Origin of the sequence: Pseudomonas spelaei, from assembly GCF_009724245.1 — a bacterium.
Taxonomy (GTDB): domain Bacteria; phylum Pseudomonadota; class Gammaproteobacteria; order Pseudomonadales; family Pseudomonadaceae; genus Aquipseudomonas; species Aquipseudomonas spelaei.
Window position 1 is genome coordinate 42,978 of the sequence record NZ_WNNK01000007.1, and the last position, 23,377, is coordinate 66,354.

A 23,377-nucleotide genomic window follows, 5' to 3' on the forward strand; every position below is an offset into this window, starting at 1 on the left:
TCAGTCGACAACGCAATGACTGAATGGCTGATCCTGAAGTGGCATATAGAGAACATCCGAGATGACCCCAATATCCAGCAGTATCCCCTTTCGCAACACCATAATTTCCGATCTCATTACTGCTCCTATCCCAGCCCAGGAAAGGAGCGAAATGACGCACCCGGCCAATCAACCCTCCGACATCGCACCTCAAGCCAAGGCCGATCAGGACCTGGCAGTGATATTCGCCAAGGTTCTACGTGGGATAGCGAAGGCCGGCCCATCGTACGATGGCATAGAGTTCACCAATGGCATCCCGCCAGACTCAACCTTCGGGAAATGGTGGGTGCACCTGCACAACCTGCTCAAAAGTCCACAATTGGTCGAGTGGGCAGAGCAAAACCACATTGATCTGTCCAAACCGATATCGATCAGTTTGCGTGACCATATCGTCTTTACGACATCCAGCGGCCGACGTGAGATGTTTACTGCCGCAGATGAGGATCCCCTTTGGCCGGTCGTCTTGGCACCAATTCTCAGCGCCGCCAAGGTAGTAGCCGCAGGTAACGGCCCACTTTTATTAACCTCTTCCAACCCCTCATCCGCTCCCGATGAGGTCGTAGGGAATTTCTATGGTGAATGGCCACCAGGCAATGCTTCAAGGGCTGCAGAGCTGGAACAGACTCAAACATTCAACAAGAACGCCGCCAACGCTGTCTCAAGTAACGTTGAGAGCGGGCCGGCCGGTACATACAAGCTGGATCTGGCGAGAACTGCACTGGGCGATCTTGAGGATATTCACTCACTCTCCGAAAAGCTCAAGGGCATTGCGCGCAGTGGTTCCAGCCAGATTGAGGAGGCGTTGAAAAATACGACCCTGGATATAAATCCGCACTCGACATTCGGGCAAAGGCGTGACGCCGGTCATAGCGCTCCCGTTACACTTGAGCAATTGATCCTGGCAAACAACTGGTTCCTGCCCAAGACAATCGATGAGCTTGAAAACCTGATACGCGTCATTAACTCCCCTGCGCTGCCGGTGCCGAGCCTGGGTAGTCTTGGTGGGGCCATGTCCTGGCCAGCCCCACTGGAAAACTACGACCAAAAAACCATCTACAGTCATTTTTACTACAACCTGACACTGCCGGCCCTGGCTAACGATAGAACGTTACGTGTGGATCCCAGAGGTGCCCTGGGTTATCTGACAAAAAACCTGCACTTTTCTCAAAGTGAATTACGCAACCCCCTGCGGGTTATCGAGAAGATTGTCAGCCCCCCCAAAGCCGTCGAACTCGAAGCGGCCTTGCAACAGAAGATGGGCGATGACTGGAAGACCAGTTCCAGCCATGACTGGGTGCTGAGCGCCATCGCGACCACTCTGGATCCAGAGAGTATGTATCACCCCAAACCCAACCATGTGGCAGGTTTCAACTTGGCCGATGGACGCTTCAACGGGCAACCCTTGAAAACCATCAAGCAAGCGCTTACTACCCACCTGATCAAACTGAACCGAGCCTCTGCAGAAATGGCGCCCATTGCCGCGCATCTGCTGCTGTCGCGTGCAGCTCCGGAATTACTGGTTAAAGATATTCCCAGTGGCGTTACTTTTGGATCGGCCGCCTGGGCAAGCTTGAAGGCGGCCGTGGCGCGAATCGAAGCCTACAGCCCGGGCAGCACGATGCAGATGACGTTTGCACAAGTCGCTGCGCGAGACTCCCAGGACCCGATTTCACTTTCTGGTCATGCCATTCAGGAAGCGACCTCGCAACCGGCAATTATTGAGTGGGGTAAGGTCAACGGGGTGCTCGTCCCACGAGATGATGAGAACTACCCTGAGATACAAATCCAGCGCGTGAAACGAGCGCTTTCGGAAAAGACAACAACGTTGCAAAAAACCGTCGAACAACTCTCGACGAAGGTTCCTACCCAACGGGATGTTGCCCTGGAGCAACTCAAGCAGAAGTTTGGTGTGGAACTGCCCTACGAAGTCAAATGCTTCAGGGATAACAGTCCACACGGCAGGGGCCCCGGAAACCTTGCCAGCCCCACGCAACCTATGTATTCCCTATTGGACTTTTATCTTTCAAAACCTGACATCGATCAGTATTCAAACTGGGTATCAGATAACCGCCAAATGCCCGTCAGCCTGATCGCGCGCCTTTCAGAATTGCCAGACGCCAAGGCCAAGCATGAGCACGCATTCGCCGCTTATAAAACAGGTGTCGAGGACGCCCTACTCAACCTTGTAAAAGGCCAGATCTCGGCTTTACCCCTGGAAGATCGTCAGAATCTTGAGTTTGGTAAAATACGCGTGTTCACAGAAGGGGAGGTCACAAAGTCAGAGACCTCTACCCCCATGGGCACCCTACGCGATGAAAGCCGCGTCCCAAGCCAGCCGAAGAACCAGAGGGCTCTGATCTTCCAGACCGAGCGCGACGCAAACCTGGAATTTTATGAGATTTCAACGCAGCAAGGGCAAATAAAAAAGCGCGACGACCTCAAGAAAAACTTCAAGGAAGGCCTTCAAAAGGAGTGGGTTGAAACTCCCAACCATATTGGTCGCAAGTGGAAAAGTACGGCTATCTATGAGAAGGAATACTCCGTTCACAACGCCGACAAGCAACAACTCAGCCCGTTGCCGGTGACGACCCCTGACTCATTTAACAGCCCGCGAAGCGCCTACATCAGTGAGCTGGTCGCCAACCATGGAAAAGCCGGCTACGACTTTCACGAGCTGTTTGAATTAAGCAAAAGCGTCACCACTTTCGATGAGGTGGCAGCCAAGGAAGCCCAGATATTTAATATAGCGCTCGGTTTTATACCTGGCGCCTCCTCCATCAGGCACCTGATCAACGGAGATGTCTGGGCCGCGTTGGGCGACCTGTGTTTTGACGGGGTCATGTATTTGACCGGCTCGGCATTCGGCAAAGGCGCGGGTGCAGCCGGCGGCGCCAGAGGAACACGGGCGGCATCGGCAGCAAGCAGGCAAATGGGGCGTGGTGTGCTCGGTAAAGCGCCACTGACGCCTGGCAGCAGCGGCCGATTGGCCACCCGCGTAAAAACCACGAATGTGCGGCAACTGTCGCAACGCAGCATGGACCATGCGCAACTGAGCGATTTTGCCAAAAGACCCGACATTGCCGAAGGCACCTATCGAGCTTACGCGGCACCTGAACCAGCCAAAGTAACCGCCATCGTTGATAAGAAAACCGGAAACTGGTCGCAGTATGATGTTATTAAAAACAAGGCCTATGGAAAAAAACTGGATAACTTTTCACCCGACGTGCCTCACACCCTTTTAAAGGACGGTAGTCGTCAAACCACCACAGCGCTCACTAACACGGAGAAAAGCCTAGCCTTAGACAACGTTATACAAATGAAGGGCACGATGAAAGACCTCCAACTGGTTGCCAATGAGATGCATATTTTTGTCGACACCTATAAAGGCGTGGACCGCCTCAATATCGTCGCCCATGGCGCTCAACATGGCCCATCAATAAGTTTCTTGGACCGGGGCAGCAGCATCATTATTGACAACGCCGTTTTCTCCCCCAAAGCGTTGGTTTTCTTATTACAATCCAAAGGGATCAACCCCGCTACATTTAACAATGTCCGGCTTCTGGTTTGCCACTCGGGTGAGGGGGGAAGCCGTTCGTTTGGTCGATTACTGCAACAGGAAATCAATCGGCCAGTCAAGGCATTCGAAGGTACGGTTTCGATGCAGCACGGTTCCACCGCTATAACAGAGGCCCGAAACGACCTTATCAAACAAATTAATCAAATAAACCCGAACCTAACTGCTAAAAAGACCGAAGAGCTCGCCAACTTAAGAATGCAAATGGATTTCATTGGAGTAATCGAGCAAAAAGTTGTTAAGGATCATGGCAGCACGATAAAAATCAATGTCGCAGAACTCGGCGAACCCGCGCGCTATATAGATGATGTTATTTCGTACCGACCTATTCATTTCAACCGTTAAGGACAGGCTACCAATGATCGCAGCAGGGATGACAGTTGCCTGCCGTCCCTGCTGCGCAGCCCCTACCCGCGCAAGGCTCACCTATGCCTTCTGCCTCGGGGACGGACACCGCAGCGTCATTCCATGCCCACCGCATCACTGAACTGCAACGCCGCCAACCGCGCATACAGCGGGTTGCTGGCAATCAATTGCTGATGCGTGCCCACCGCCACCAATTTGCCCTGATCCATCACCGCGATCCGATCGGCGTTTTTCACCGTGGCCAGGCGGTGGGCGATCACCAGCGTCGTACGGCCCTGCATCAGGCTGGGCAAGGCTTGCTGGATCAGGTGTTCACTCTGGGCATCCAGGGCGCTGGTGGCTTCGTCCAGCAGCAGGATCGGCGCATCCACCAGCAGAGCCCGGGCAATCGCCAGGCGCTGGCGCTGGCCGCCGGAGAGCCCCATGCCGCCATCACCCAAGTGAGTCTGATAGCCGTCAGGCATTTGCAGGATGAAGTCATGGGCGTGGGCAATACGCGCAGCCTCCTCGACCTGGGCGAAGGTCGCCGATGGATTGCCGTAGCGGATATTTTCTTCGACGCTGCCGAAGAACAGCGCAGGGCTCTGGGACACCAGGGCAAAGCAGCGGCGCAGGTCCAGCGGGTCGAGCTCGGTGAGAGCGTGGTTTTCCAGCAGCACACGACCTTGCTGAGGGTCGTAGAAGCGCAACAACAGGTCGAAAATCGTCGACTTGCCCGCACCGGACGGGCCGACCAACGCAAGGGTTTCGCCCGCATTGATCGTCAGACTCAAGCCATCAATGGCAAAGCGATCCGGACGCGAAGGGTAGGAAAAACGCAGGTCCTGTAACTCCAAGCGGCCGCTCACCCGGTCTGGCAACTTGATCGTGCCTTCAGCAGGCGCCTGAATCTCATTGCCTGACTGCAACAGCTCGGCAATCCGCTCAGCCGCCCCTGCCGCCCGCTGCAGCTCACCAATCACTTCGCTCAACGTGCCAAAGGCACTGCCGACGATCAGGCTGTAGAACACAAACGCCGCCAGCTCCCCGCCGGAGATGCGCCCGGCGATCACGTCCATACCACCGACCCAGAGCATCACCCCCACAGCGCCCAGCACCAGCATGATCACCAGGGTAATCAGCCAGGCCCGCTGCACGATACGTTTGCGAGCGGTAGTGAAAGCCTCTTCCACAGTGACGGCGAAGCGCTGCTCGTCCTGTACCTGGTGGTTGTAGGCCTGCACCGTCTTGATCTGGCCAAGGGTCTCGGACACATAGCTGCCGACATCGGCAATCCGATCCTGGCTCAGCCGCGACAGGCTGCGTACCCGGCGGCCGAAAATCAGGATCGGCGCCAGTACCAATGGCAACGCCACCACCACAATACTGGTGAGCTTGGGATTGGTGATAAACAGCAGCACGATACCGCCGATCACCATCAACGCATTGCGCAGGAACAGCGACAGCGACGAGCCGATCACCGATTGCAGCAACGTGGTATCAGCGGTCAGGCGCGACTGGATTTCCGAACTGCGGTTGTTTTCGTAAAAACCGGGATGCAGATAGATCAGATGGTTGAACACCTGCCGGCGAATGTCCGCCACAACACGCTCGCCAATCCACGACACCAGGTAGAACCGCGCAAAGGTGCCCACCGCCAGGCCAAGTACCAGAATCATGAACAAAGCGATGGACTGGTTGAGCAGATGCGGCGACTGGGTCATGAAGCCCTGGTCCACCAGCAGCTTGATGCCCTGCCCCATGGACAAGGTGATCCCCGCCGTGACGATCAGTGCCAACAAGGCACCCAGCGCCTGCCAGCGGTAGGGAGAAACAAAGCGGGTGGCCAGGCGAATGGCGCGGCGTTGACGGGCTGAGAGCATGGAGAGCATCACCTGAGGGGGTACAACCTCAAGCCTACACTGCAATCCGTTGGAACTTGGGTAAATCATAATGAGTCAGGTTAATTATGCCCGCTGGTGCTAGCCCGTAGACGTTAACGGTCTAATGTCCGGCTGGAAATTCGCAGGGGTTTCTGCTGGACTGGGCATTCGAACCGCAACCTTGTACGGAGTTGTAACAACTTGGTCACGCGGGGGTTTTAGAGTAGGTACACAACCTGATGAGGAGACAGGCCATGTCCTTGCAAAATAGCAGCAATGCCAAAATTGAAGTGATCCGCCAGCCCCAGCATCTGCCTTGCTCGTATATCGATGCTCAAGGCCGTGAGGTGCAGATTACCGAAGACATGATCCAGGACGCATGCCGCGAACTGGAACAGAAATTGGTCAAGCCTGCCCAGCAAGGCTGAATCGCCCAAGCTCTTTCAAACCCGGCCTTGATGGCCGGGTTTTTTATGTCCTCAGATTGCCTGTGCGCCCAACGCTGAAACGATGTTCGACAACCCGGCCGACTCTCCACTGATCCGCACTTTCAACCCGTCAATCTCACGCCGCTCGGGGTAATGCTTGCGCAGCAGGTCAAACGCCTTACGCTGCTCTTCCACGTTTCCTACCAGGCTGCGGCGGAAATCTGCATCGTCGCGGCGCGGGTCGTAGACGCTGCGGCACAGGGTCGCCAAGGCCCACGCCGGGTCGGTATTCGCGTTGAGGCTGACTTCGGCCAGCCACGGTTCAGGCAGCAAGTCACTTAGCTGAATAGTCGGTGCCTGGCCAAGATGCTGACAAAACGCCCGATAAATCTGCGCGGTGCCACGCTGCTTGCCATCCAGGCTGTAACCCGCGATGTGTGGAGTGGCCAATACACACAGGTCAGCCAACTCGACATCCACCTGCGGCTCGCCTTCCCAGACATCCAGCACCGCTTGCAGATCCTCGCGCTCAAGTAGCACGTCTCTGAGGGCCGCGTTATCCACCACAGGGCCACGGCTGGCGTTGATCAGCCACGCGCCAGGCTTGAGCTGGTTGAGCCGCTGGCGATCAAACAGGTGCCAGGTGGAACCGTTGCCGGATTTGTTCAGCGGAGTGTGCAAACTGATGACGTCGCATTGCTCAATGATCTGTTCCAGGCTGACGTAATCACCGCCCTCGACGGTCTGCCGTGGCGGATCGCAGACCAGCACGTTCCAGCCCAGCCCCTTGAGGACTTTGACCAACCGCCCGCCGACTTCACCAGCCCCTACAACACCATAGGTGCGTTGGGCGAGGTCTGCGCCTTCGATCTCGGCCAGGGTCAGCAAGCTGCCCAGTACATAATCGACCACACCTCGGGCGTTGCAGCCAGGCGCGCTGGACCACTGGATGCCGGCCCGCTGGAAATAGTCGAGGTCCAGATGGTCGGTGCCGATGGTGCAGGTTCCGACAAAACCCACAGGTGTGCCTTCGAGCAAGGCGCGGTTGACGTTGGTCACCGAGCGCACCAGCAGCACATCCGCGTGCTCGACGACGGCACGGTCGATGGAGCGGCCGGGAACGCGGCGAATCTCGCCAAACCCTTGAAAAAACGCATCGAGTAGCGGGATATTTTCGTCGGCAACAATCAGCATGGCAGGCTCCTTTCGCGGATCAGCAGTGTACAGGGATCAGGGAGGGAATGAGATTGGTCGAACAACGCCGATACCTTGTGGAAGCCGGGCTTGCCCGCGATGAGGGTGTGTCTGCCACCACCGGCGTCGACTGTCAGGCCGCCATCGCGGGCAAGCCCGGCTCCCACAGGGTTCTGGGTTACCTGGGAAACCACTTACAAATGCGCAACACAGGTTTTTTCCTGACCGCTCCGTCAAAGCGTAGAATGCGCCGTCCTGCGCTCCCCCTTTTTTGGACACCTGCTCGTGAACACTGCCGCCAACACCCTCACCCGCCCTGCACGCGTCAGCCTGGAAGTACGCAATTTGCTGGCCCTGGCACTGCCGATCATGATCGGCCAACTGGCGACCACCGCCATGGGCTTCGTCGACGCGGTGATGGCCGGGCGAGTCAGCGCCCGGGACCTCGCGGCAGTCGCCCTGGGCAACTCGATCTGGATTCCGGTGTACCTGCTGATGACCGGCACGCTGCTGGCCACCACCCCCAAGGTCGCCCAACGCTTTGGCGCCGGCAACCACAGTGAAATCGGCCCATTGGTGCGCCAGTCGCTGTGGCTGGCACTGGTGGTCGGGATCACCGCGCTGCTGTTGCTGATCAGTGCCGAACCGATCCTGCATGCCATGAATGTCGACCCCGAGCTGATCAAGCCGTGCATGGGCTACCTGCACGGCATCGCCTCGGGCATGCCGGCGATTGCGCTGTATTACGTGCTGCGTTGCTTCAGTGACGGCCTGGGCCGTACTCGGCCGAGCATGGTCATGGGCCTGTGCGGGCTGGCGCTGAATATTCCGCTGAACTACGTGTTCATCTACGGCCATTTCGGCGTGCCGGCCATGGGCGGCATCGGTTGCGGCTGGGCCACGGCGATTGTGATGTGGGTGATGATGCTCGGCCTGGCCGCTTGGACCCGCTGGGCGCCGGTCTATCAGGCGAGTGAATTGTTCAAGCGCTTCGACTGGCCACAATGGTCGGTGATCAAGCGCGTGCTGAGCATCGGTCTGCCAATCGGCATCGCGATCTTTGCCGAGTCGAGCATCTTCGCGGTGATCGCCCTGCTGATCGGCAGCCTGGGCGCCACTGTGGTGGCCGGGCACCAGATCGCCCTGAACTTCAGCTCGCTGGTGTTCATGATTCCCTACTCCCTGAGCATGGCCGTCACCGTGCGCGTAGGCCAGGCCCTGGGCCGGGGCGAACCCCGGGAAGCACGCTTCGCGGCGGGCGTGGGGATGGGCACGGCGCTGGCATATGCCTGCCTGTCCTGCAGCCTGATGCTGCTGTTTCGCGAACATATCGCCGCGATCTACACCTCGGACCCGCTGGTGCTCCAGGTGGCCGCGATGCTGATCGTGTTTTCTGCCTTGTTCCAGTTTTCCGACGCGATCCAGGTCACGGCCGCTGGCGCATTGCGTGGCTATCAGGACACCCGGGTGACCATGGTGCTGACGCTGTTTGCCTATTGGGGCGTGGGGTTGCCGGTGGGGTATGTGCTGGGGCTTACGGACTGGCTGGGTAAGGCCAGTGGCCCAAGCGGCTTGTGGCAAGGGCTGATTGTCGGCCTGAGCTGCGCGGCGGCGATGCTGGTGATCCGCCTGACACGCAGTGCGCGCCGGCGGATTCGCGTGGATTAAGCGGACTTCTTGCGAATCCAGTACAGGTAGGTCCCGGCCTGTTCCTGCTGGCCCACCAGTTCATGGTCGAGGAACACGCAGAACTTGGGGATATCGCGACGGGTCGAGGGATCGGTCGCGATGACCTTGAGCAAACCGCCAGGTGCCAGGTCACGAATGTGCTGGTGCAGCATCATGACCGGTTCCGGGCAGTTGAGGCCGGTGGCGTCGAGGGTGCCGTCGACGGGGGTGTCAAAAATGTCGCTCATTATTCACTCCTGAAACTGGCCATCAGTTTACCGGGCCTTTGACTTCTTCACATCCAACCGACGCAAATGGCAGGTTACTTCTTCGCGGTCGTGGTACAGCTGCTTACAACCGATCTCCACCCGAATGCCCCGCTCCTTGAAGCCTTCCTCGATCCGCTCCAGCAAGCGCTTCACTTCGGCATAACGCTGCTTCATCGGCAGTTTCAGGTTAACCACCGCCTCACGGCAATGCCCCTCACCGATCCAGGTCTCCAGCAGGGCCGCGTTACGCGCCGGCTTCTCGACGATATCGCAGACCATCCAGTCCACTGGCTGTTTGGGCGTGTAAGTAAAACCGTCAGCCATCAAGTGCTGCACCAGCCCCGTGTCCATCAGGCTTTCGGCCATAGGGCCGTTGTCGATGGCGGTGACCAACATGCCACGATTGACCAGTTGCCAGGTCCAGCCACCCGGTGCGGCGCCCAAGTCGACTCCGGTCATGTCGCTGTGCAGGCGCTCATCCCACTGATCCCGAGGGATAAAGTGGTGCCAGGCCTCTTCCAGCTTCAAGGTCGAGCGGCTTGGCGCGTCCCGAGGGAATTTCAACCGGGGAATGCCCATGGGCCACATCGCCGAGTTATTCGACTCGGCCAGCCCCATGAACACCTCACGGCCACTTTTAAAGGTCAGCAGCAAACGCGGTTTGCTCGGGTCTTCCACCAGTTTGCCGGCCGCCATCAGCGCCTTGCGCAGGTGAACTTCAAATTTCTTGCAGAAGTTCGACAGTTCCTTGCCATCATTGGTGTCGACCATTTCCAGCCACAGGCTGCCGCACAGCGGGAAGCCTTGCAGATGGGCGAGGATCACACTGATACGGTCGGTTTCCGGCAAATCGATAAACACCCCGCGCGCCCACTGCCTTGGGAAGATCAGCTCGGCAAAGCGCTGGCCGCGCATCAGGCGTGCGGCGCCGTCCTCTTCGGTGCAGACAAATTCGGCGCAGGCGCTGCTGGTCTTGGCCTTGGCATAGCCCGAGACGTTCAGGCGAGCGGCGTGTTCCGCAATCTCGGAGCAGACTTCGCCTTCAAAACCCGGGCGACAGTGCATAAAAAGGGTGTTCATTGACTCTCCTGGTAACCGGCCTGCTCTAGCGCAATGCCTGTCATGAAAACGCGCGCATGATAGCCGACTTCGGAACCTTGGATCTGTCCATAGAGTCCAGTTATTAGCCAGCTACTTAAAACAGGGCTAGTTTAGAAGCTCTGTCCGTCCCGTCAGGTCCGTAGCCGTGCGGACCATAAGGAGTCATGTAATGTCATCCCTTGATAGCCTGAGAACCCTTAAAACTTTAAAAATTGACGACAAGACCTACCACTACTTCAGCCTGCCCGAAGCCGCCAAGAGCCTGGGTGATCTGGACAAACTGCCAATGTCGCTCAAGGTCCTGCTGGAAAACCTGCTGCGCTGGGAGGACGAAAAAACCGTCACAGGTGCCGATTTGAAGGCCATTGCCGCCTGGCTCAAAGAGCGCCGCTCCGATCGCGAGATCCAATACCGCCCGGCACGCGTGCTGATGCAAGACTTCACCGGCGTGCCTGCCGTAGTCGACCTCGCGGCCATGCGTGCTGCCGTGGCCAAGGCCGGTGGCGATCCCCAACGGATCAATCCGCTATCGCCGGTGGACCTGGTGATCGACCACTCCGTGATGGTCGACAAATTTGGCACCTCCAGCGCCTTTGAACAGAACGTCGACATCGAAATGCAGCGCAACGGCGAGCGCTACGCCTTCCTGCGCTGGGGCCAGAGCGCCTTCGACAACTTCAGCGTGGTGCCGCCAGGCACCGGCATCTGCCACCAGGTCAACTTGGAATACCTCGGCCGCACCGTGTGGACCAAGGACGAAGACGGCCGCACCTACGCCTTCCCCGACACCCTGGTAGGCACCGACTCCCACACCACCATGATCAACGGCCTCGGCGTACTGGGCTGGGGCGTGGGCGGGATCGAAGCCGAAGCGGCGATGCTCGGGCAACCTGTGTCGATGCTGATCCCGGAGGTCATTGGCTTCAAGCTCACCGGCAAACTGAAAGAAGGCATCACCGCCACCGACCTGGTGCTGACCGTCACCCAGATGCTGCGTAAAAAAGGCGTGGTGGGCAAATTCGTCGAATTCTATGGCGACGGACTTGCCGACCTGCCACTGGCCGATCGCGCCACCATCGCCAACATGGCCCCGGAATACGGCGCCACCTGCGGCTTCTTCCCAGTGGATGAAGTGACCCTGGACTACCTGCGCCTGTCGGGCCGTCCGACTGCCACCGTGAAACTGGTGGAGGCCTACACCAAGGCCCAGGGCCTGTGGCGTAACGCCGGCCAAGAGCCAGTATTCACCGACAGCCTCGCCCTGGACATGGGCAGCGTCGAAGCCAGCCTCGCCGGACCGAAACGCCCGCAAGACCGTGTCTCCCTGCCTAACGTCGGCCAAGCCTTCACCGACTTCCTCGACCTGCAGTTCAAACCGTCGAGCAAGGACGTGGGCCGCCTGGAAAGCGAAGGCGGCGGCGGTGTCGCCGTGGGCAACGCCGACCTGGTGGGCGAAGCCGACTACGACTTCGAAGGCCAGACCTATCGCCTGAAAAACGGCGCAGTGGTGATCGCCGCGATCACCTCCTGCACCAACACCTCCAACCCCAGCGTGATGATGGCGGCGGGCCTGGTAGCGAAGAAGGCCGTGGAAAAAGGCCTCAAACGCAAACCTTGGGTGAAAAGCTCCCTGGCACCGGGCTCGAAAGTGGTCACCGACTACTACAAGGCTGCGGGCCTGACTCAATACCTGGACCAACTGGGCTTCGACCTGGTGGGTTACGGCTGCACCACCTGCATCGGCAACTCCGGCCCCCTGCCGGAACCGATTGAAAAGGCCATCCAGAAAGCCGACCTGGCCGTAGCCTCGGTGCTATCCGGTAACCGCAACTTCGAAGGCCGCGTCCACCCACTGGTGAAGACCAACTGGCTGGCATCCCCTCCCCTTGTGGTCGCCTACGCCCTGGCCGGCACCGTGCGCATGGATATCAGCAGCGAACCGCTCGGTAACGGCTCGGATGGCAAACCGGTTTACCTGCGGGACATCTGGCCCAGCAGCCAGGAAATCGCCGACGCCGTCGCACAAGTCAGCACCGGCATGTTCCACAAGGAATACGCCGAAGTGTTTGCCGGTGACGAACAATGGCAAGCCATTGAAGTGCCGCAAGCTGCAACCTACGTGTGGCAGAAGGACTCCACCTACATCCAGCACCCACCGTTCTTCGACGACATCGCCGGGCCCCTGCCCGTGATCAAAGACGTCAAAGGCGCCAACGTCCTGGCCCTGCTCGGCGACTCGGTAACCACCGACCACATCTCCCCCGCCGGCAACATCAAGACCGACAGCCCTGCCGGCCACTACCTGCGCGAACAAGGCGTCGAACCCCGGGACTTCAACTCCTACGGCTCACGCCGAGGCAACCACGAAGTGATGATGCGCGGCACCTTCGCCAACATCCGCATCCGCAACGAAATGCTCGGCGGTGAAGAAGGTGGCAATACGATCTACATCCCCACTGGCGAGAAAATGCCAATCTACGACGCGGCCATGAAATACCAGGCGTCGGGTACGCCGCTGGTGGTCATTGCAGGCCAGGAATACGGCACCGGCTCCAGTCGCGACTGGGCAGCCAAGGGTACCAATCTGCTGGGGGTCAAGGCGGTAATCGCCGAAAGCTTTGAGCGGATCCACCGGTCTAATCTGGTGGGGATGGGGGTGTTGCCGCTGCAATTCAAGCTGGATCAGAACCGGAAGACGTTGAGGCTGACGGGGAAGGAGAAGGTCGATATTTTGGGGCTGACGGATGCCGATATTGAACCGCGGATGAATTTGACGCTGGTGGTTACGAGGGAGGATGGGAGCAGTGAGAAGGTTGAGGTGTTGTGCAGGATTGATACGCTCAATGAGGTTGAGTACTTCAAGGCGGGAGGGATTTTGCATTATGTGTTGCGGGGGTTGATTGCTTCGTAGCCGGGGTTAACCTTAAGCAGGAGGCGGTAGCTGCCGCCTCCTCACTTTTGCCAACCAGCGCGCCGGCAGCAACGTCGACGCGGCTCGCCTCCCTAGCGCCTGCTACATAAACGATCAACGCGTGATATTAGTTCGTAGAAAATAGAGCACGCGTCATAGTCGAAGGGGTAGAAGATTAACCTCGGTTCAAAAATTTTGAAATTTCTCTGCGACAGCTGTGTTGGTAGACGGGTTTCGAAAGTCCCGACTGATTGTGATTTCGAGGGGGCGTCTTGGCCGGACGCTTACGGCATTGACGTCATGCTCACGAGCGATCAACGACACGGAGGCGCCAGGCTGGAGGGTGGCCTCGACGACTTGGCGTTTGAACGCCAGCGAAAAGTTGGGGCGGCGACCGGTTCGACGAGCGGGGGCAACTGTATCCAAGATAGTGTCCACTAAAAAATGGTGTCCACTATCTTGGCTAATTTGGAGGGCTGTCAGGAGAGGGTGCTGGCCGGACGATTACTTTGCCCCAGAGACGCGAGTTCCACCTTTAAGCCGAGCCACGACTTTGTAGGGTTACGTCAATCGAACACTTCTGACTCAGCAAGATGCTTGGCATTAGCATCCTTGGCCGCCAAGATAACCTCCCCCTTAAATGGCCAACCAATAGCTAACGCAGGATCATCCCAACGAATACTACGCTCGTGCTCAGGCGCATAATAGTCTGTTGTTTTATAAAGAAACTCTGCAGTTTCAGAGAGCACCACAAAACCATGGGCGAAGCCTTCCGGCACCCATAGCTGATGTTTATTTTCTGCAGACAGATATGTACCCACCCACCGCCCAAACGTCGCAGAACTACGACGAATATCCACAGCCACATCAAACACTTCACCTTGAACAACGCGTACAAGCTTCCCTTGGGCCTGCTGTATCTGGTAATGCAGACCACGCAGAACGCCTTTAGCAGAGCGTGAGTGATTGTCTTGCACGAATTGTACCGAACGACCGATAGCACTTTCGAACTGCCGATGATTGAAGCTTTCAAAGAAGAACCCACGATCATCGCCGAATACCTTGGGCTCAAATAGCACTACTTCAGCTATAACTAATGGCGTGACCTTCATCAGTAGATGGTCTTGTGCAAAAGGCGCTTGAGATATTGGCCATATCCATTTTTTGCAAGCGGAGCCGCGAGCTTCTCAAGCTGCTCGGCATCAATCCACTTCTGCCGGAAGGCAATCTCTTCAGGGCAAGCCACTTTGAGACCCTGGCGATGCTCAAGCGTAGCAATGAAATGACTGGCTTCGAGTAGAGAATCGTGAGTACCAGTATCCAGCCAGGCATAGCCGCGCCCCATAATCTCTACCGACAGCTTTCCCTGTTCCATATAGAGACGATTCAGGTCAGTGATTTCCAGCTCGCCGCGAGGTGATGGCTTGATACTCTTAGCCATCTGAACCACTTCCTGATCATAAAAATAAAGACCTGTAACCGCATAATTTGACTTGGGCTTGGCCGGTTTTTCTTCCAGACTGATGGCTTTGCCCTGAGCATCGAACTCAACAACCCCGTAACGCTCCGGATCATGCACGTGGTAAGCGAAGACGCTGGCCCCTTCCTGGCGCACCATGGCACTCTGCAGCAACTGATCAAACTCGTGACCGTGGTAAATGTTGTCACCGAGCACTAGCGCCGATAGATCGTTACCAATGAAGTCCTCACCAATGATGAAGGCTTGGGCAAGACCGTCCGGGGAGGCTTGCACAGCATAGGTAATATTCAACCCCCAATTGCTACCGTCTCCCAGAAGTTGCTCAAAACGTGGGGTGTCCTGAGGCGTCGATATAATCAAAATATCGCGGATGCCAGCCAACATAAGCGTGGTCAGCGGGTAGTAAATCATTGGCTTGTCGTAGACCGGCAGCAACTGCTTGGAAATGGCCAAGGTTGCAGGGTGAAGACGAGTGCCTGAGCCGCCAGCCAGGATGATTCCTTTACGTTTGAGCATGTTCATTTCTCTAATGTTTCTATGAGCATCCGTGCCACACCATCTTGCCATTCAGGCAAGCGCAATGAGAAGGCATTTTGCAGTTTTTGGGTATTGAGTCGCGAATTGTTAGGCCGTTTGGCCGGGGTAGGATAAGCCTCTGTGGCTATAGCGCCCACCATGGCCGGGGTAACCTTGAGTTCCGTTCCTGCTGCCAGAGCCTGCTCGAGAACAAAGCGAGCGTAGCGACACCATGTGGTTTCGCCCGCGGCTGCAAGGTGGTAGACCCCTGACAGTTCCGGCTGCTGACGCAGGGCGCGGATGGCATGAGCCGTTACGTCGGCCAGTAGATCAGCGCCTGTTGGCGTGCCGAACTGATCATCGATGACATTCAGGCTGTCGCGTTGCTGGGCCAGCTTCAGCATGGTCTTGGCGAAGTTATTGCCTCGCGCGGCATACACCCAGCTGGTGCGAAAGATCAGGTGCGAACAGCCAGAGGCCTGGATCGCTTGCTCACCCTCAAGCTTGGTGGAGCCATAGACACTCAACGGCGCTACCGGGTCGCTTTCTTGCCAAGGAGTGTTGCCATTCCCGGCGAACACATAGTCGGTGGAGTAATGCACCAACAAGGCGTTTAGCTTTTTCGCTTCCTGGGCCAGAACAGCAGGCGCTTCTGCGTTGACCCTGCGGGACTGTTGTGGCTCGCTTTCGGCTTTGTCTACCGCAGTGTAGGCGGCGGCGTTGACAATGACATCAGGCGCGAAACGCTGCACGGTAGCAGCCAATCCGACCAGGTCATTCAAATCACCACAGTAGTCCTGGCTTTTCGAGTCCAACGCGAGCAACTCGCCCAAGGAGGCCAAGCTGCGCTGTAATTCCCACCCCACTTGGCCGTTTTTGCCGAGCAGAAGAATTTTCATGCTGTACGCCCTGCGTAGTTCTTCTCGACCCACTCACGGTAAGCACCAGACTGGATGTTACTGACCCAACCTTGATTATCCAGGTACCACTGGACCGTTTTGCGGATACCACTGTCAAAGGTTTCTGCTGGCTTCCACCCCAACTCGCGCTCGAGTTTGCGGGCATCAATGGCATAACGGCGGTCATGGCCGGGACGGTCGGTGACGTAGGTAATTTGAGTGTTGTAGAGCTCGCCGTCAGCACGTGGACGTAGTTCATCCAACAAAGAACAAACGGTGTGGACGATGTCCAGATTGGGCTTCTCGTTCCAGCCGCCCACGTTATAGACCTCACCCACGGCACCTGCTTCCAGGACACGACGAATGGCGCTGCAGTGGTCTTTCACATACAGCCAATCGCGAATCTGTTGGCCGTCGCCATACACAGGTAAAGCCTTGCCAGCCAGGGCGTTGACGATCATCAACGGAATGAGTTTTTCCGGGAAGTGATAAGGCCCGTAGTTGTTCGAGCAGTTGGTCGTCAGAACTGGCAGACCATAGGTGTGATGGTAGGCACGAACTAGGTGGTCACTGGCGGCCTTGCTTGCCGAATAAGGGCTGTTGGGCTCGTATTGATGGCTTTCGCTGAAGGCTGGATCATCTTTGGCCAGCGAGCCGTAGACTTCATCAGTAGACACATGCAGGAAACGGAATGCCTGCTGCGCATCAGACGCCAGGCTCTTCCAATAGGCGCGTACCGCCTCCAGCAGGCGGAAAGTACCGACGACGTTGGTCTCGATAAACTCTTCCGGCCCATGGATGGAGCGGTCGACATGAGACTCGGCGGCAAAATTCAGAATGGCACGGGGCTTGTGTTCAACCAGCAGGCGCTCAAGGAGTTGGCTATCAGCAATATCGCCCTGCACAAAAATGTGCCGCTTGTCGCCCTCAAGCCGACTGAGGTTTTCAAGGTTGCCTGCATAAGTCAACTTGTCCAGATTGATCACCGGCTCATCCGCCTGGGCCAACCAATCCAATACAAAGTTCGCCCCAATAAAGCCAGCACCGCCAGTCACTAAGATAGTCATTGATTCAGATCTTTTTCAGTAATGCTGCGAGGATCAGCCCCAGATTTCCCAAAAAGGTTTGCCGGTACAGGCCGGCTAACCGGATCCCCAGGAGTCTTCGAAATAATGTTTGACCCCGCGCACCCTTGAAGTGAGCAAGGGTCACCTGATGCTCTTTACAAAGACGATGCTGCATGGCTTCGAGTGCCTGAATGTTCTGCTCATTCCACTCGTAAAAACGTCCTTGAAAAACCATCCTTAGCCGAGTCAGGCGTGCAGTCCAACTGGAGTTGCTGCCAATCAGATTTTCATCATGCTGGCGGTACTGCATTTTAGGCTCAGGGTCGTAGCAAACAACTCCACCCACGCCGGTTATCAGTTGATAGGCCCACCAGTCGTGAGAGGGTACGTTCAAATCGGCACCCGCCTCACGTAAAAGTTCGCGAGCAGCCTGGTTAAACACCATGGTGTACCACCTGCGATACTTTGGACAAGCGCGTTGGCAAAATGCGGAGGAAGGCTGAAGCGTGGCGAATACCCCACTGGTGCGCCTGACTCACTGACCAACTGGGTACGACCGCAATAAAGTGCCGGTGTCTGCGCCGGGATGGTTTGCAACCAATCTAACGCCGTCTGGAGTTTGTCCTCATTCCAACTGTCGTCCTGATCTGCCCACGCAAAAAAATCAGCGTCAATGTCTGTACGGCAAGTCAGTGAAAGAAAATTGGCAACGAAGCCTTGCTTGGGCCCCGTAACGACTGTCAGGCGTTCACCGCCCCAACGATCACCGTACGCCTGCAAAAGCGATTCGGATATGCGCCCTAAAAGGTCAGAATTATTACAGCTAATTACCCCAGACACAATCTGGTCTTTGACCGATGGTCGAGCCTGGCAACCTCTGCAGGCTGCTATCCTTGCTTGCTCACGCCACCAATCAAGGCCAAGTGCCATTACTCGCTTGAGGAGACATAGACAATCAGTTCGTTCAACCAGACTTCCAGTCCACCGCCAAGTTCCATGAAGATAATCATGCTGAGCTTACCCGCCCCCTCTCAGGTCTCATCTCAATTGACCAGCAAAGTGATCATTTTGTGAGTCAATAACCATTATTTTGACGAAAATTGCGCAAGTTTTGTGCATGTCTCGTTTTTCATTTTTTGTCGAAAGTGCGGCCGCTATAATGCCCCGCTGTTTTTTATAGACACCGTTTTACTTCAAATAGCTCCCTCCACAAGGATCCCCCATGCCCGCTCTACCCTGGCTGTACCTGGCGCTTCTCTCCATCGGCTATGTACTCGCCTTCACCTACGGGCAAGTCGGTTTGCTGGCAATCGTCTCCGTCGCCCTGCTGCTCATCGCCGGTTTCGCCGTACGCCAACAGAGAAACCCCTGGGCACGCTACCTCGGCCATGGCCTGTTCATCGTGCTGGCCTTAGGCCTGGCAATGCACTGGCTACCCGGTTTCTACAACGGCCGAGCAATTGCCCCACAACGCTTTACAGCTGATTCCGTGCCCTTCTCGATGTACTTGAACCAGGACAAACCCCTGATCGGCTTCTGGCTGTTGCTGGCGTGCCCATGGATTGTCGCCCGGCGCTCCCTGCGCCTTTCGATTTACGCCACCACCATGGCTTTGACCCTGACGACCATCGCCGCCCTCGGTGGCGCGCTGCTGCTGGGTATCATCAGTTGGGCACCGAAGTGGCCTGACCAGGCCTGGCTGTGGGTGTTGAATAACCTGTTGCTGGTGACGCTGGTGGAAGAGGCGTTGTTTCGTGGCTATATCCAGGGCGGCCTGAGCCGGCGTTTCAAACAGTTGCCCTACGGGGAAAACCTGGCGCTGCTATTGGCGTCCTTGCTGTTCGGCCTGGTCCACCTGGGCGCAGGCTGGCAGTGGACGTTACTGGCAGGGATTGCTGGCGTCGGTTACGGGCTGGCCTATCGCTTTGGTGGCCTGGGTGCAGCGATTGCCACGCACTTCGGCTTGAATCTGCTGCACTTTGCACTGTTTACCTACCCGATGTTGGCGGGCTAATAACTGGCTTATCAAACCAGCACAGCCTGCGCCAGCTCCGGATCTCAACGGTGTGAGGCTGTGCCGATTGTTGCAAAAATAAGTTAAATAAAACCCCGTAACGGTCGACAACCTGTCAAAGCCTTGCGGATTGAACCACCATGCGTAATAACCAACCCGTTACCCAGCGTGAACGGACCTTCCCCGCGCAACAACGGTTGATCTCCACCACTGATGCCAAAGGTGTGATCACTTACTGTAACGACGCTTTTGTCGAAATCAGTGGGTTTTCCCACGACGAACTGATGCGCGCGCCGCACAATCTGGTTCGCCATCCGGACGTACCGGCGGCTGTGTTCGCACACATGTGGTCCACGCTCAAACAAGGCTTGCCATGGATGGGCATCGTCAAGAACCGCTGCAAGAGCGGCGATCACTATTGGGTCAACGCCTATGTGACGCCAGTCTTCGACGGCAATCAGGTAATCGGCTACGAGTCGGTGCGGGTCAAGCCCACCGCCGAGCAGATCCGCCGTGCCGAAGCGCTGTACCAACGCATCAACCAGGGCAAGCCGGCCATTCCACGCCGTGACAAGTGGCTGCCGGTGCTGCAGGACTGGCTGCCGTTTATCCTGGTCAGCCAGTTGAGCTTCCTGATTGGCGTGTGGCTTAACTCGCATTGGGGCTTTGCGCTGGCCGCGGCGCTTTCGGTGCCGCTGGGCCTTCTGGGGCTGACTTGGCAACAGCGTGGCCTCAAGCGCCTGCTGCGCCTGGCTGAACAGACCACTTCCGACCCGCTGATCGCGCAGATGTACACCGACAGTCGCGGCGCACAGGCGCGCCTGGAGATGTCGATCCTGAGTCAGGAAGCCCGCCTGAAGACCTGTCTGACACGCTTGCAGGACACCGCCGAGCACCTCAACGAGCAAGCGCGGCAGTCCAATACCCTGGCGCATAACAGCTCCACCGGCCTGGAACGCCAACGCGTGGAGACTGAGCAAGTGGCGACGGCGGTCAATCAGATGGCGGCAACGACCCAGGAAGTGGCCAGCCATGTGCAGCGCACGGCGGATGCCACCCAGGAAGCCAATCGCCTCACCGGTCGCGGTCGCGATATTGCCGGGGAAACCCGCGAGGCCATCCAGCGTCTGTCAGCGGCCGTCGGCGAAACCGGCGTGACTGTTACCCAACTGGCCAAGGACAGCGATGAAATCGGCGGCGTAGTCGACGTGATCAAGGGCATTGCCGACCAGACCAACCTGCTGGCCTTGAACGCGGCCATCGAAGCGGCCCGTGCCGGGGAGATGGGGCGTGGCTTTGCGGTGGTGGCCGATGAAGTGCGGCAACTGGCACAACGCACTGCTGAGTCCACCGGGCAGATCCATGCACTGATCGCCAAGCTGCAGCAGACCGCTGGCGCGGCGGTGCAGACCATGGACGCCGGGCATCGTCAGGCGGAAGAAGGTGTGGCACGGGTGATGGAAGCGGATGCGGCGCTGGTGGGGATCAGTGAAGCGGTGGCCAATATCACCGACATGACCACACAGATCGCCGCCGCCACCGAAGAGCAAAGCGCCGGGGCCGAAGAGATCAGTCGCAATATCAGCACGATTGCGTTGTTGGCGGATCAAACGTCGGAACAAGCCCTGAACTCGGCGCAGTTGAGTGAAGAGCTGACGCATACGGCGAATACCCAGTATTCACTGGTGGAGCGGTTTAACCGATAAATCGCTTTCGCAGGCAAGCCAGCTCCCTCATTTGGATTTGTGAACCCATTCAAAATGTGGGAGCTGGCTTGCCTGCGATGAGGCCCTAGAGGCCAGCAAGGAATCCTGCCACCTTCACCGCCGCCGCCTCCAAATGCTGTTCATGACTAAACCCCGAAGCCTTCAACGGCTTCAAATCATGATCCCCTGCCACCAGCCACATCACTTCGATGCTCGGCGACAGCACATACCCTTCCACCGCCGCCCGATGGCCCAGCGCATCCCGCTCGCCTTGAACAATCAACGTCGGCGTCTTCAATCCAGCCAGATGCTCCGTCCGTGGTTTTTCCGGCTTACCGACCGCATAAAACGGATACCCCAGGCAAACCAGACCATCCGCGCCCAACTCATCGGCCAGCAAACTGGCCATCCGCCCGCCCATGGACTTACCACCAACAGCCAAACGCCCAGCGACATGACGTCGCACCTCGGCATAGACCTCGCGCCACGCCTCCAGCAGTTTCGGCGCAGGGTTCGGCGGGCGCTTGCCGCCATCCACACGGCGCTGGGCCATGTAGGGAAACTCGAAGCGCAACACGTTCACGCCATGCCCCGCAAGGCGTGCAGCCATGTCAGTCATGAAGCCCGAGTCCATCGGTGCGCCAGCACCATGAGCCAGGATCAACGTCACAGGCTCGCCCGGGAGGGCGCCTGACGCGACCTCCCAAATCCAGCCGCGTTCCCGCACACACTGCACCCATTGATCCCCGTCAATACTGGCCTTGTGCTCTTTGCCCATGCTTGCCTCGCTTTTTAGTCTGCCTATAACTCCAGCCCAAGTGCCGCATTGGCTTGGGTTGAACCGTGGATGGGGAACCATGAACACTACTTTAAGTACCGCCTATAACTACAAGGTGGTCCGCCAATTCGCCATTATGACGGTGGTGTGGGGCATCGTCGGCATGGGGCTCGGGGTTTTTCTCGCTGCCCAGTTGGTATGGCCCGAACTCAACTTCAACCTGCCTTGGACCAGTTTCGGTCGCCTGCGTCCGCTGCACACCAACGCGGTGATCTTTGCCTTCGGCGGCTGCGCACTGTTTGCCAGCTCCTTCTACTCAGTGCAACGCACCTGCCAGACTCAACTGTTCGCGCCGAAGATCGCCCAGTTCTGCTTCTGGGGCTGGCAGTTGGTCATTGTCCTGGCTGCGATCACCTTGCCGCTGGGCTACACCAGCTCCAAGGAATACGCCGAGCTGGAATGGCCCATCGACATCCTGATCACCATTGTCTGGGTCGCCTATGCCATCGTGTTTTTCGGCACGGTGATGAAGCGCAACACCAAGCACATCTACGTCGGTAACTGGTTCTTCGGTGCGTTCATCATCACCGTGGCCATCCTGCACATCGTCAACAACCTGGAAATCCCGGTCAGCCTGACCAAGTCCTACTCCCTGTACGGCGGTGCGACAGATGCCATGGTGCAGTGGTGGTATGGCCACAACGCCGTAGGTTTCTTCCTCACCGCAGGCTTCCTGGGGATGATGTACTACTTCGTGCCGAAACAGGCCGAACGCCCGGTGTATTCCTATCGTTTGTCCATCGTGCACTTCTGGGCACTGATCACTTTGTATATCTGGGCGGGTCCCCACCACCTGCACTACACCGCGCTGCCGGATTGGGCACAGTCGCTGGGCATGGTGATGTCCCTGGTGCTGCTGGCGCCAAGCTGGGGCGGCATGATCAACGGGATGATGACCCTCTCGGGCGCCTGGCATAAGTTGCGCAGCGACCCGATCCTGCGCTTCCTGGTGGTGTCCCTGGCGTTCTACGGCATGTCGACCTTCGAAGGCCCGATGATGGCCATCAAGACCGTCAACGCCCTCTCCCACTACACCGACTGGACCATCGGCCACGTCCACGCCGGCGCCCTCGGCTGGGTGGCGATGATCTCCATCGGCGCGCTGTACCACATGATCCCGAAGATCTTCGGCCGCGAGCAGATGTACAGCCTCGGCCTGATCAACGCGCACTTCTGGCTCGCCACCATCGGCACTGTGCTGTACATCGCCTCGATGTGGGTCAACGGAATCGCCCAGGGCCTGATGTGGCGTGCGATCAACGAAGACGGCACCTTGACCTACTCCTTCGTCGAAACCCTGGTGGCCAGCCACCCAGGCTTCATCGTGCGCTTGGTGGGCGGTGCGATCTTCCTCAGCGGCATGTTCCTGATGGCTTACAACACTTGGCGCACCGTGCGTTCGGCGCAACCGGCCGAAGCCACCACTGCCGCGCAGATGGCCTGAG

Annotated in this window: 18 protein-coding genes; 7 read left to right on the forward strand and 11 right to left on the reverse strand. The window is 57.7% G+C overall.

Annotated elements, in window-relative coordinates; genetic code table 11:
• The first annotated feature begins 151 nt into the window (after positions 1-151).
• Positions 152-3,958, forward strand: a complete 3,807-nt coding sequence (locus GNF76_RS10045; RefSeq protein WP_155583015.1) for a hypothetical protein — start codon at positions 152-154, stop codon at positions 3,956-3,958.
• A 116-nt stretch (positions 3,959-4,074) separates the two neighbouring features.
• Here the strand turns inward: GNF76_RS10045 and GNF76_RS10050 are convergent, their stop codons facing one another.
• Positions 4,075-5,850, reverse strand: coding sequence for an ABC transporter transmembrane domain-containing protein (locus GNF76_RS10050; RefSeq protein WP_178123261.1), 1,776 nt, complete (start codon positions 5,848-5,850; stop codon positions 4,075-4,077).
• A 245-nt stretch (positions 5,851-6,095) separates the two neighbouring features.
• Here GNF76_RS10050 and GNF76_RS29310 point away from each other — a divergent pair, with 245 nt between their 5' ends.
• Positions 6,096-6,269, forward strand: a complete 174-nt coding sequence (locus GNF76_RS29310) for a PA1571 family protein (RefSeq protein WP_169355618.1) — start codon at positions 6,096-6,098, stop codon at positions 6,267-6,269.
• 51 nt (positions 6,270-6,320) lie between these two features.
• Here the strand turns inward: GNF76_RS29310 and pdxB are convergent, their stop codons facing one another.
• The gene (gene pdxB / locus GNF76_RS10055) at positions 6,321-7,463 is read right to left on the reverse strand and encodes a 4-phosphoerythronate dehydrogenase PdxB (protein WP_155583017.1); all 1,143 of its coding nucleotides are present in this window, start codon (positions 7,461-7,463) and stop codon (positions 6,321-6,323) included.
• A gap of 285 nt (positions 7,464-7,748) precedes the next feature.
• On the opposite strand from pdxB, the gene GNF76_RS10060 reads away from it, so the two are divergent.
• On the forward strand, positions 7,749-9,131 hold the full coding sequence (locus GNF76_RS10060; protein WP_178123262.1) for an MATE family efflux transporter: 1,383 nt from the start codon (positions 7,749-7,751) through the stop codon (positions 9,129-9,131).
• On the opposite strand, the gene tusA is transcribed toward GNF76_RS10060, so the two are convergent.
• Positions 9,128-9,379, reverse strand: a complete 252-nt coding sequence (gene tusA / locus GNF76_RS10065) for a sulfurtransferase TusA (RefSeq protein WP_063032275.1) — start codon at positions 9,377-9,379, stop codon at positions 9,128-9,130. The genes GNF76_RS10060 and tusA overlap by 4 nt on opposite strands.
• Before the next feature lie 27 nt (positions 9,380-9,406).
• Entirely contained in the window at positions 9,407-10,480 is a 1,074-nt protein-coding gene (gene rlmM / locus GNF76_RS10070; protein WP_155583019.1) for a 23S rRNA (cytidine(2498)-2'-O)-methyltransferase RlmM, read from the reverse strand.
• Positions 10,481-10,670: 190 nt separating this feature from the next.
• On the opposite strand from rlmM, the gene acnA reads away from it, so the two are divergent.
• A complete protein-coding gene (gene acnA, locus GNF76_RS10075; RefSeq protein ID WP_155583020.1) occupies positions 10,671-13,412 on the forward strand; it encodes an aconitate hydratase AcnA in 2,742 nt (913 codons plus the stop codon).
• Positions 13,413-13,598: 186 nt separating this feature from the next.
• Here the strand turns inward: acnA and GNF76_RS29915 are convergent, their stop codons facing one another.
• From GNF76_RS29915 to GNF76_RS29815, 6 genes are all read right to left on the reverse strand, one after another.
• On the reverse strand, positions 13,599-13,850 hold the full coding sequence (locus tag GNF76_RS29915; protein WP_178123263.1) for a transposase: 252 nt from the start codon (positions 13,848-13,850) through the stop codon (positions 13,599-13,601).
• 128 nt (positions 13,851-13,978) lie between these two features.
• The gene (gene rfbC, locus GNF76_RS10085) at positions 13,979-14,524 is read right to left on the reverse strand and encodes a dTDP-4-dehydrorhamnose 3,5-epimerase (protein WP_155583022.1); all 546 of its coding nucleotides are present in this window, start codon (positions 14,522-14,524) and stop codon (positions 13,979-13,981) included.
• Positions 14,524-15,408 (reverse strand): glucose-1-phosphate thymidylyltransferase RfbA, encoded by an 885-nt coding sequence (gene rfbA, locus GNF76_RS10090; RefSeq protein ID WP_155583023.1) that lies wholly within the window; start codon positions 15,406-15,408, stop codon positions 14,524-14,526. The genes rfbC and rfbA overlap by 1 nt, the downstream gene beginning before the upstream one ends.
• A gap of 2 nt (positions 15,409-15,410) precedes the next feature.
• A complete protein-coding gene (gene rfbD, locus GNF76_RS10095; RefSeq protein WP_155583024.1) occupies positions 15,411-16,307 on the reverse strand; it encodes a dTDP-4-dehydrorhamnose reductase in 897 nt (298 codons plus the stop codon).
• Complete coding sequence (gene rfbB / locus GNF76_RS10100) at positions 16,304-17,374, reverse strand: dTDP-glucose 4,6-dehydratase (protein ID WP_155583025.1); 1,071 nt, start codon at positions 17,372-17,374, stop codon at positions 16,304-16,306. The genes rfbD and rfbB overlap by 4 nt, the downstream gene beginning before the upstream one ends.
• Positions 17,375-17,378: 4 nt before the next feature.
• Entirely contained in the window at positions 17,379-17,819 is a 441-nt protein-coding gene (locus tag GNF76_RS29815; RefSeq protein ID WP_343037817.1) for a glycosyltransferase family protein, read from the reverse strand.
• A gap of 777 nt (positions 17,820-18,596) precedes the next feature.
• On the opposite strand from GNF76_RS29815, the gene GNF76_RS10110 reads away from it, so the two are divergent.
• Both GNF76_RS10110 and GNF76_RS10115 read left to right on the forward strand, forming a co-directional pair.
• Positions 18,597-19,388 (forward strand): CPBP family intramembrane glutamic endopeptidase, encoded by a 792-nt coding sequence (locus GNF76_RS10110; RefSeq protein WP_155583026.1) that lies wholly within the window; start codon positions 18,597-18,599, stop codon positions 19,386-19,388.
• A 140-nt stretch (positions 19,389-19,528) separates the two neighbouring features.
• Complete coding sequence (locus tag GNF76_RS10115) at positions 19,529-21,094, forward strand: methyl-accepting chemotaxis protein (protein WP_155583027.1); 1,566 nt, start codon at positions 19,529-19,531, stop codon at positions 21,092-21,094.
• A gap of 85 nt (positions 21,095-21,179) precedes the next feature.
• On the opposite strand, the gene GNF76_RS10120 is transcribed toward GNF76_RS10115, so the two are convergent.
• Positions 21,180-21,872 carry an alpha/beta family hydrolase gene (locus GNF76_RS10120; RefSeq protein ID WP_155583028.1) on the reverse strand — a complete coding sequence of 231 codons (693 nt, stop codon included), beginning with the start codon at positions 21,870-21,872 and terminating at the stop codon, positions 21,180-21,182.
• Positions 21,873-21,951: 79 nt separating this feature from the next.
• Between GNF76_RS10120 and ccoN the strand changes: the two genes are divergently transcribed.
• A complete protein-coding gene (gene ccoN, locus GNF76_RS10125; protein ID WP_155583029.1) occupies positions 21,952-23,376 on the forward strand; it encodes a cytochrome-c oxidase, cbb3-type subunit I in 1,425 nt (474 codons plus the stop codon).
• The last annotated feature ends 1 nt before the right edge of the window (position 23,377 follow it).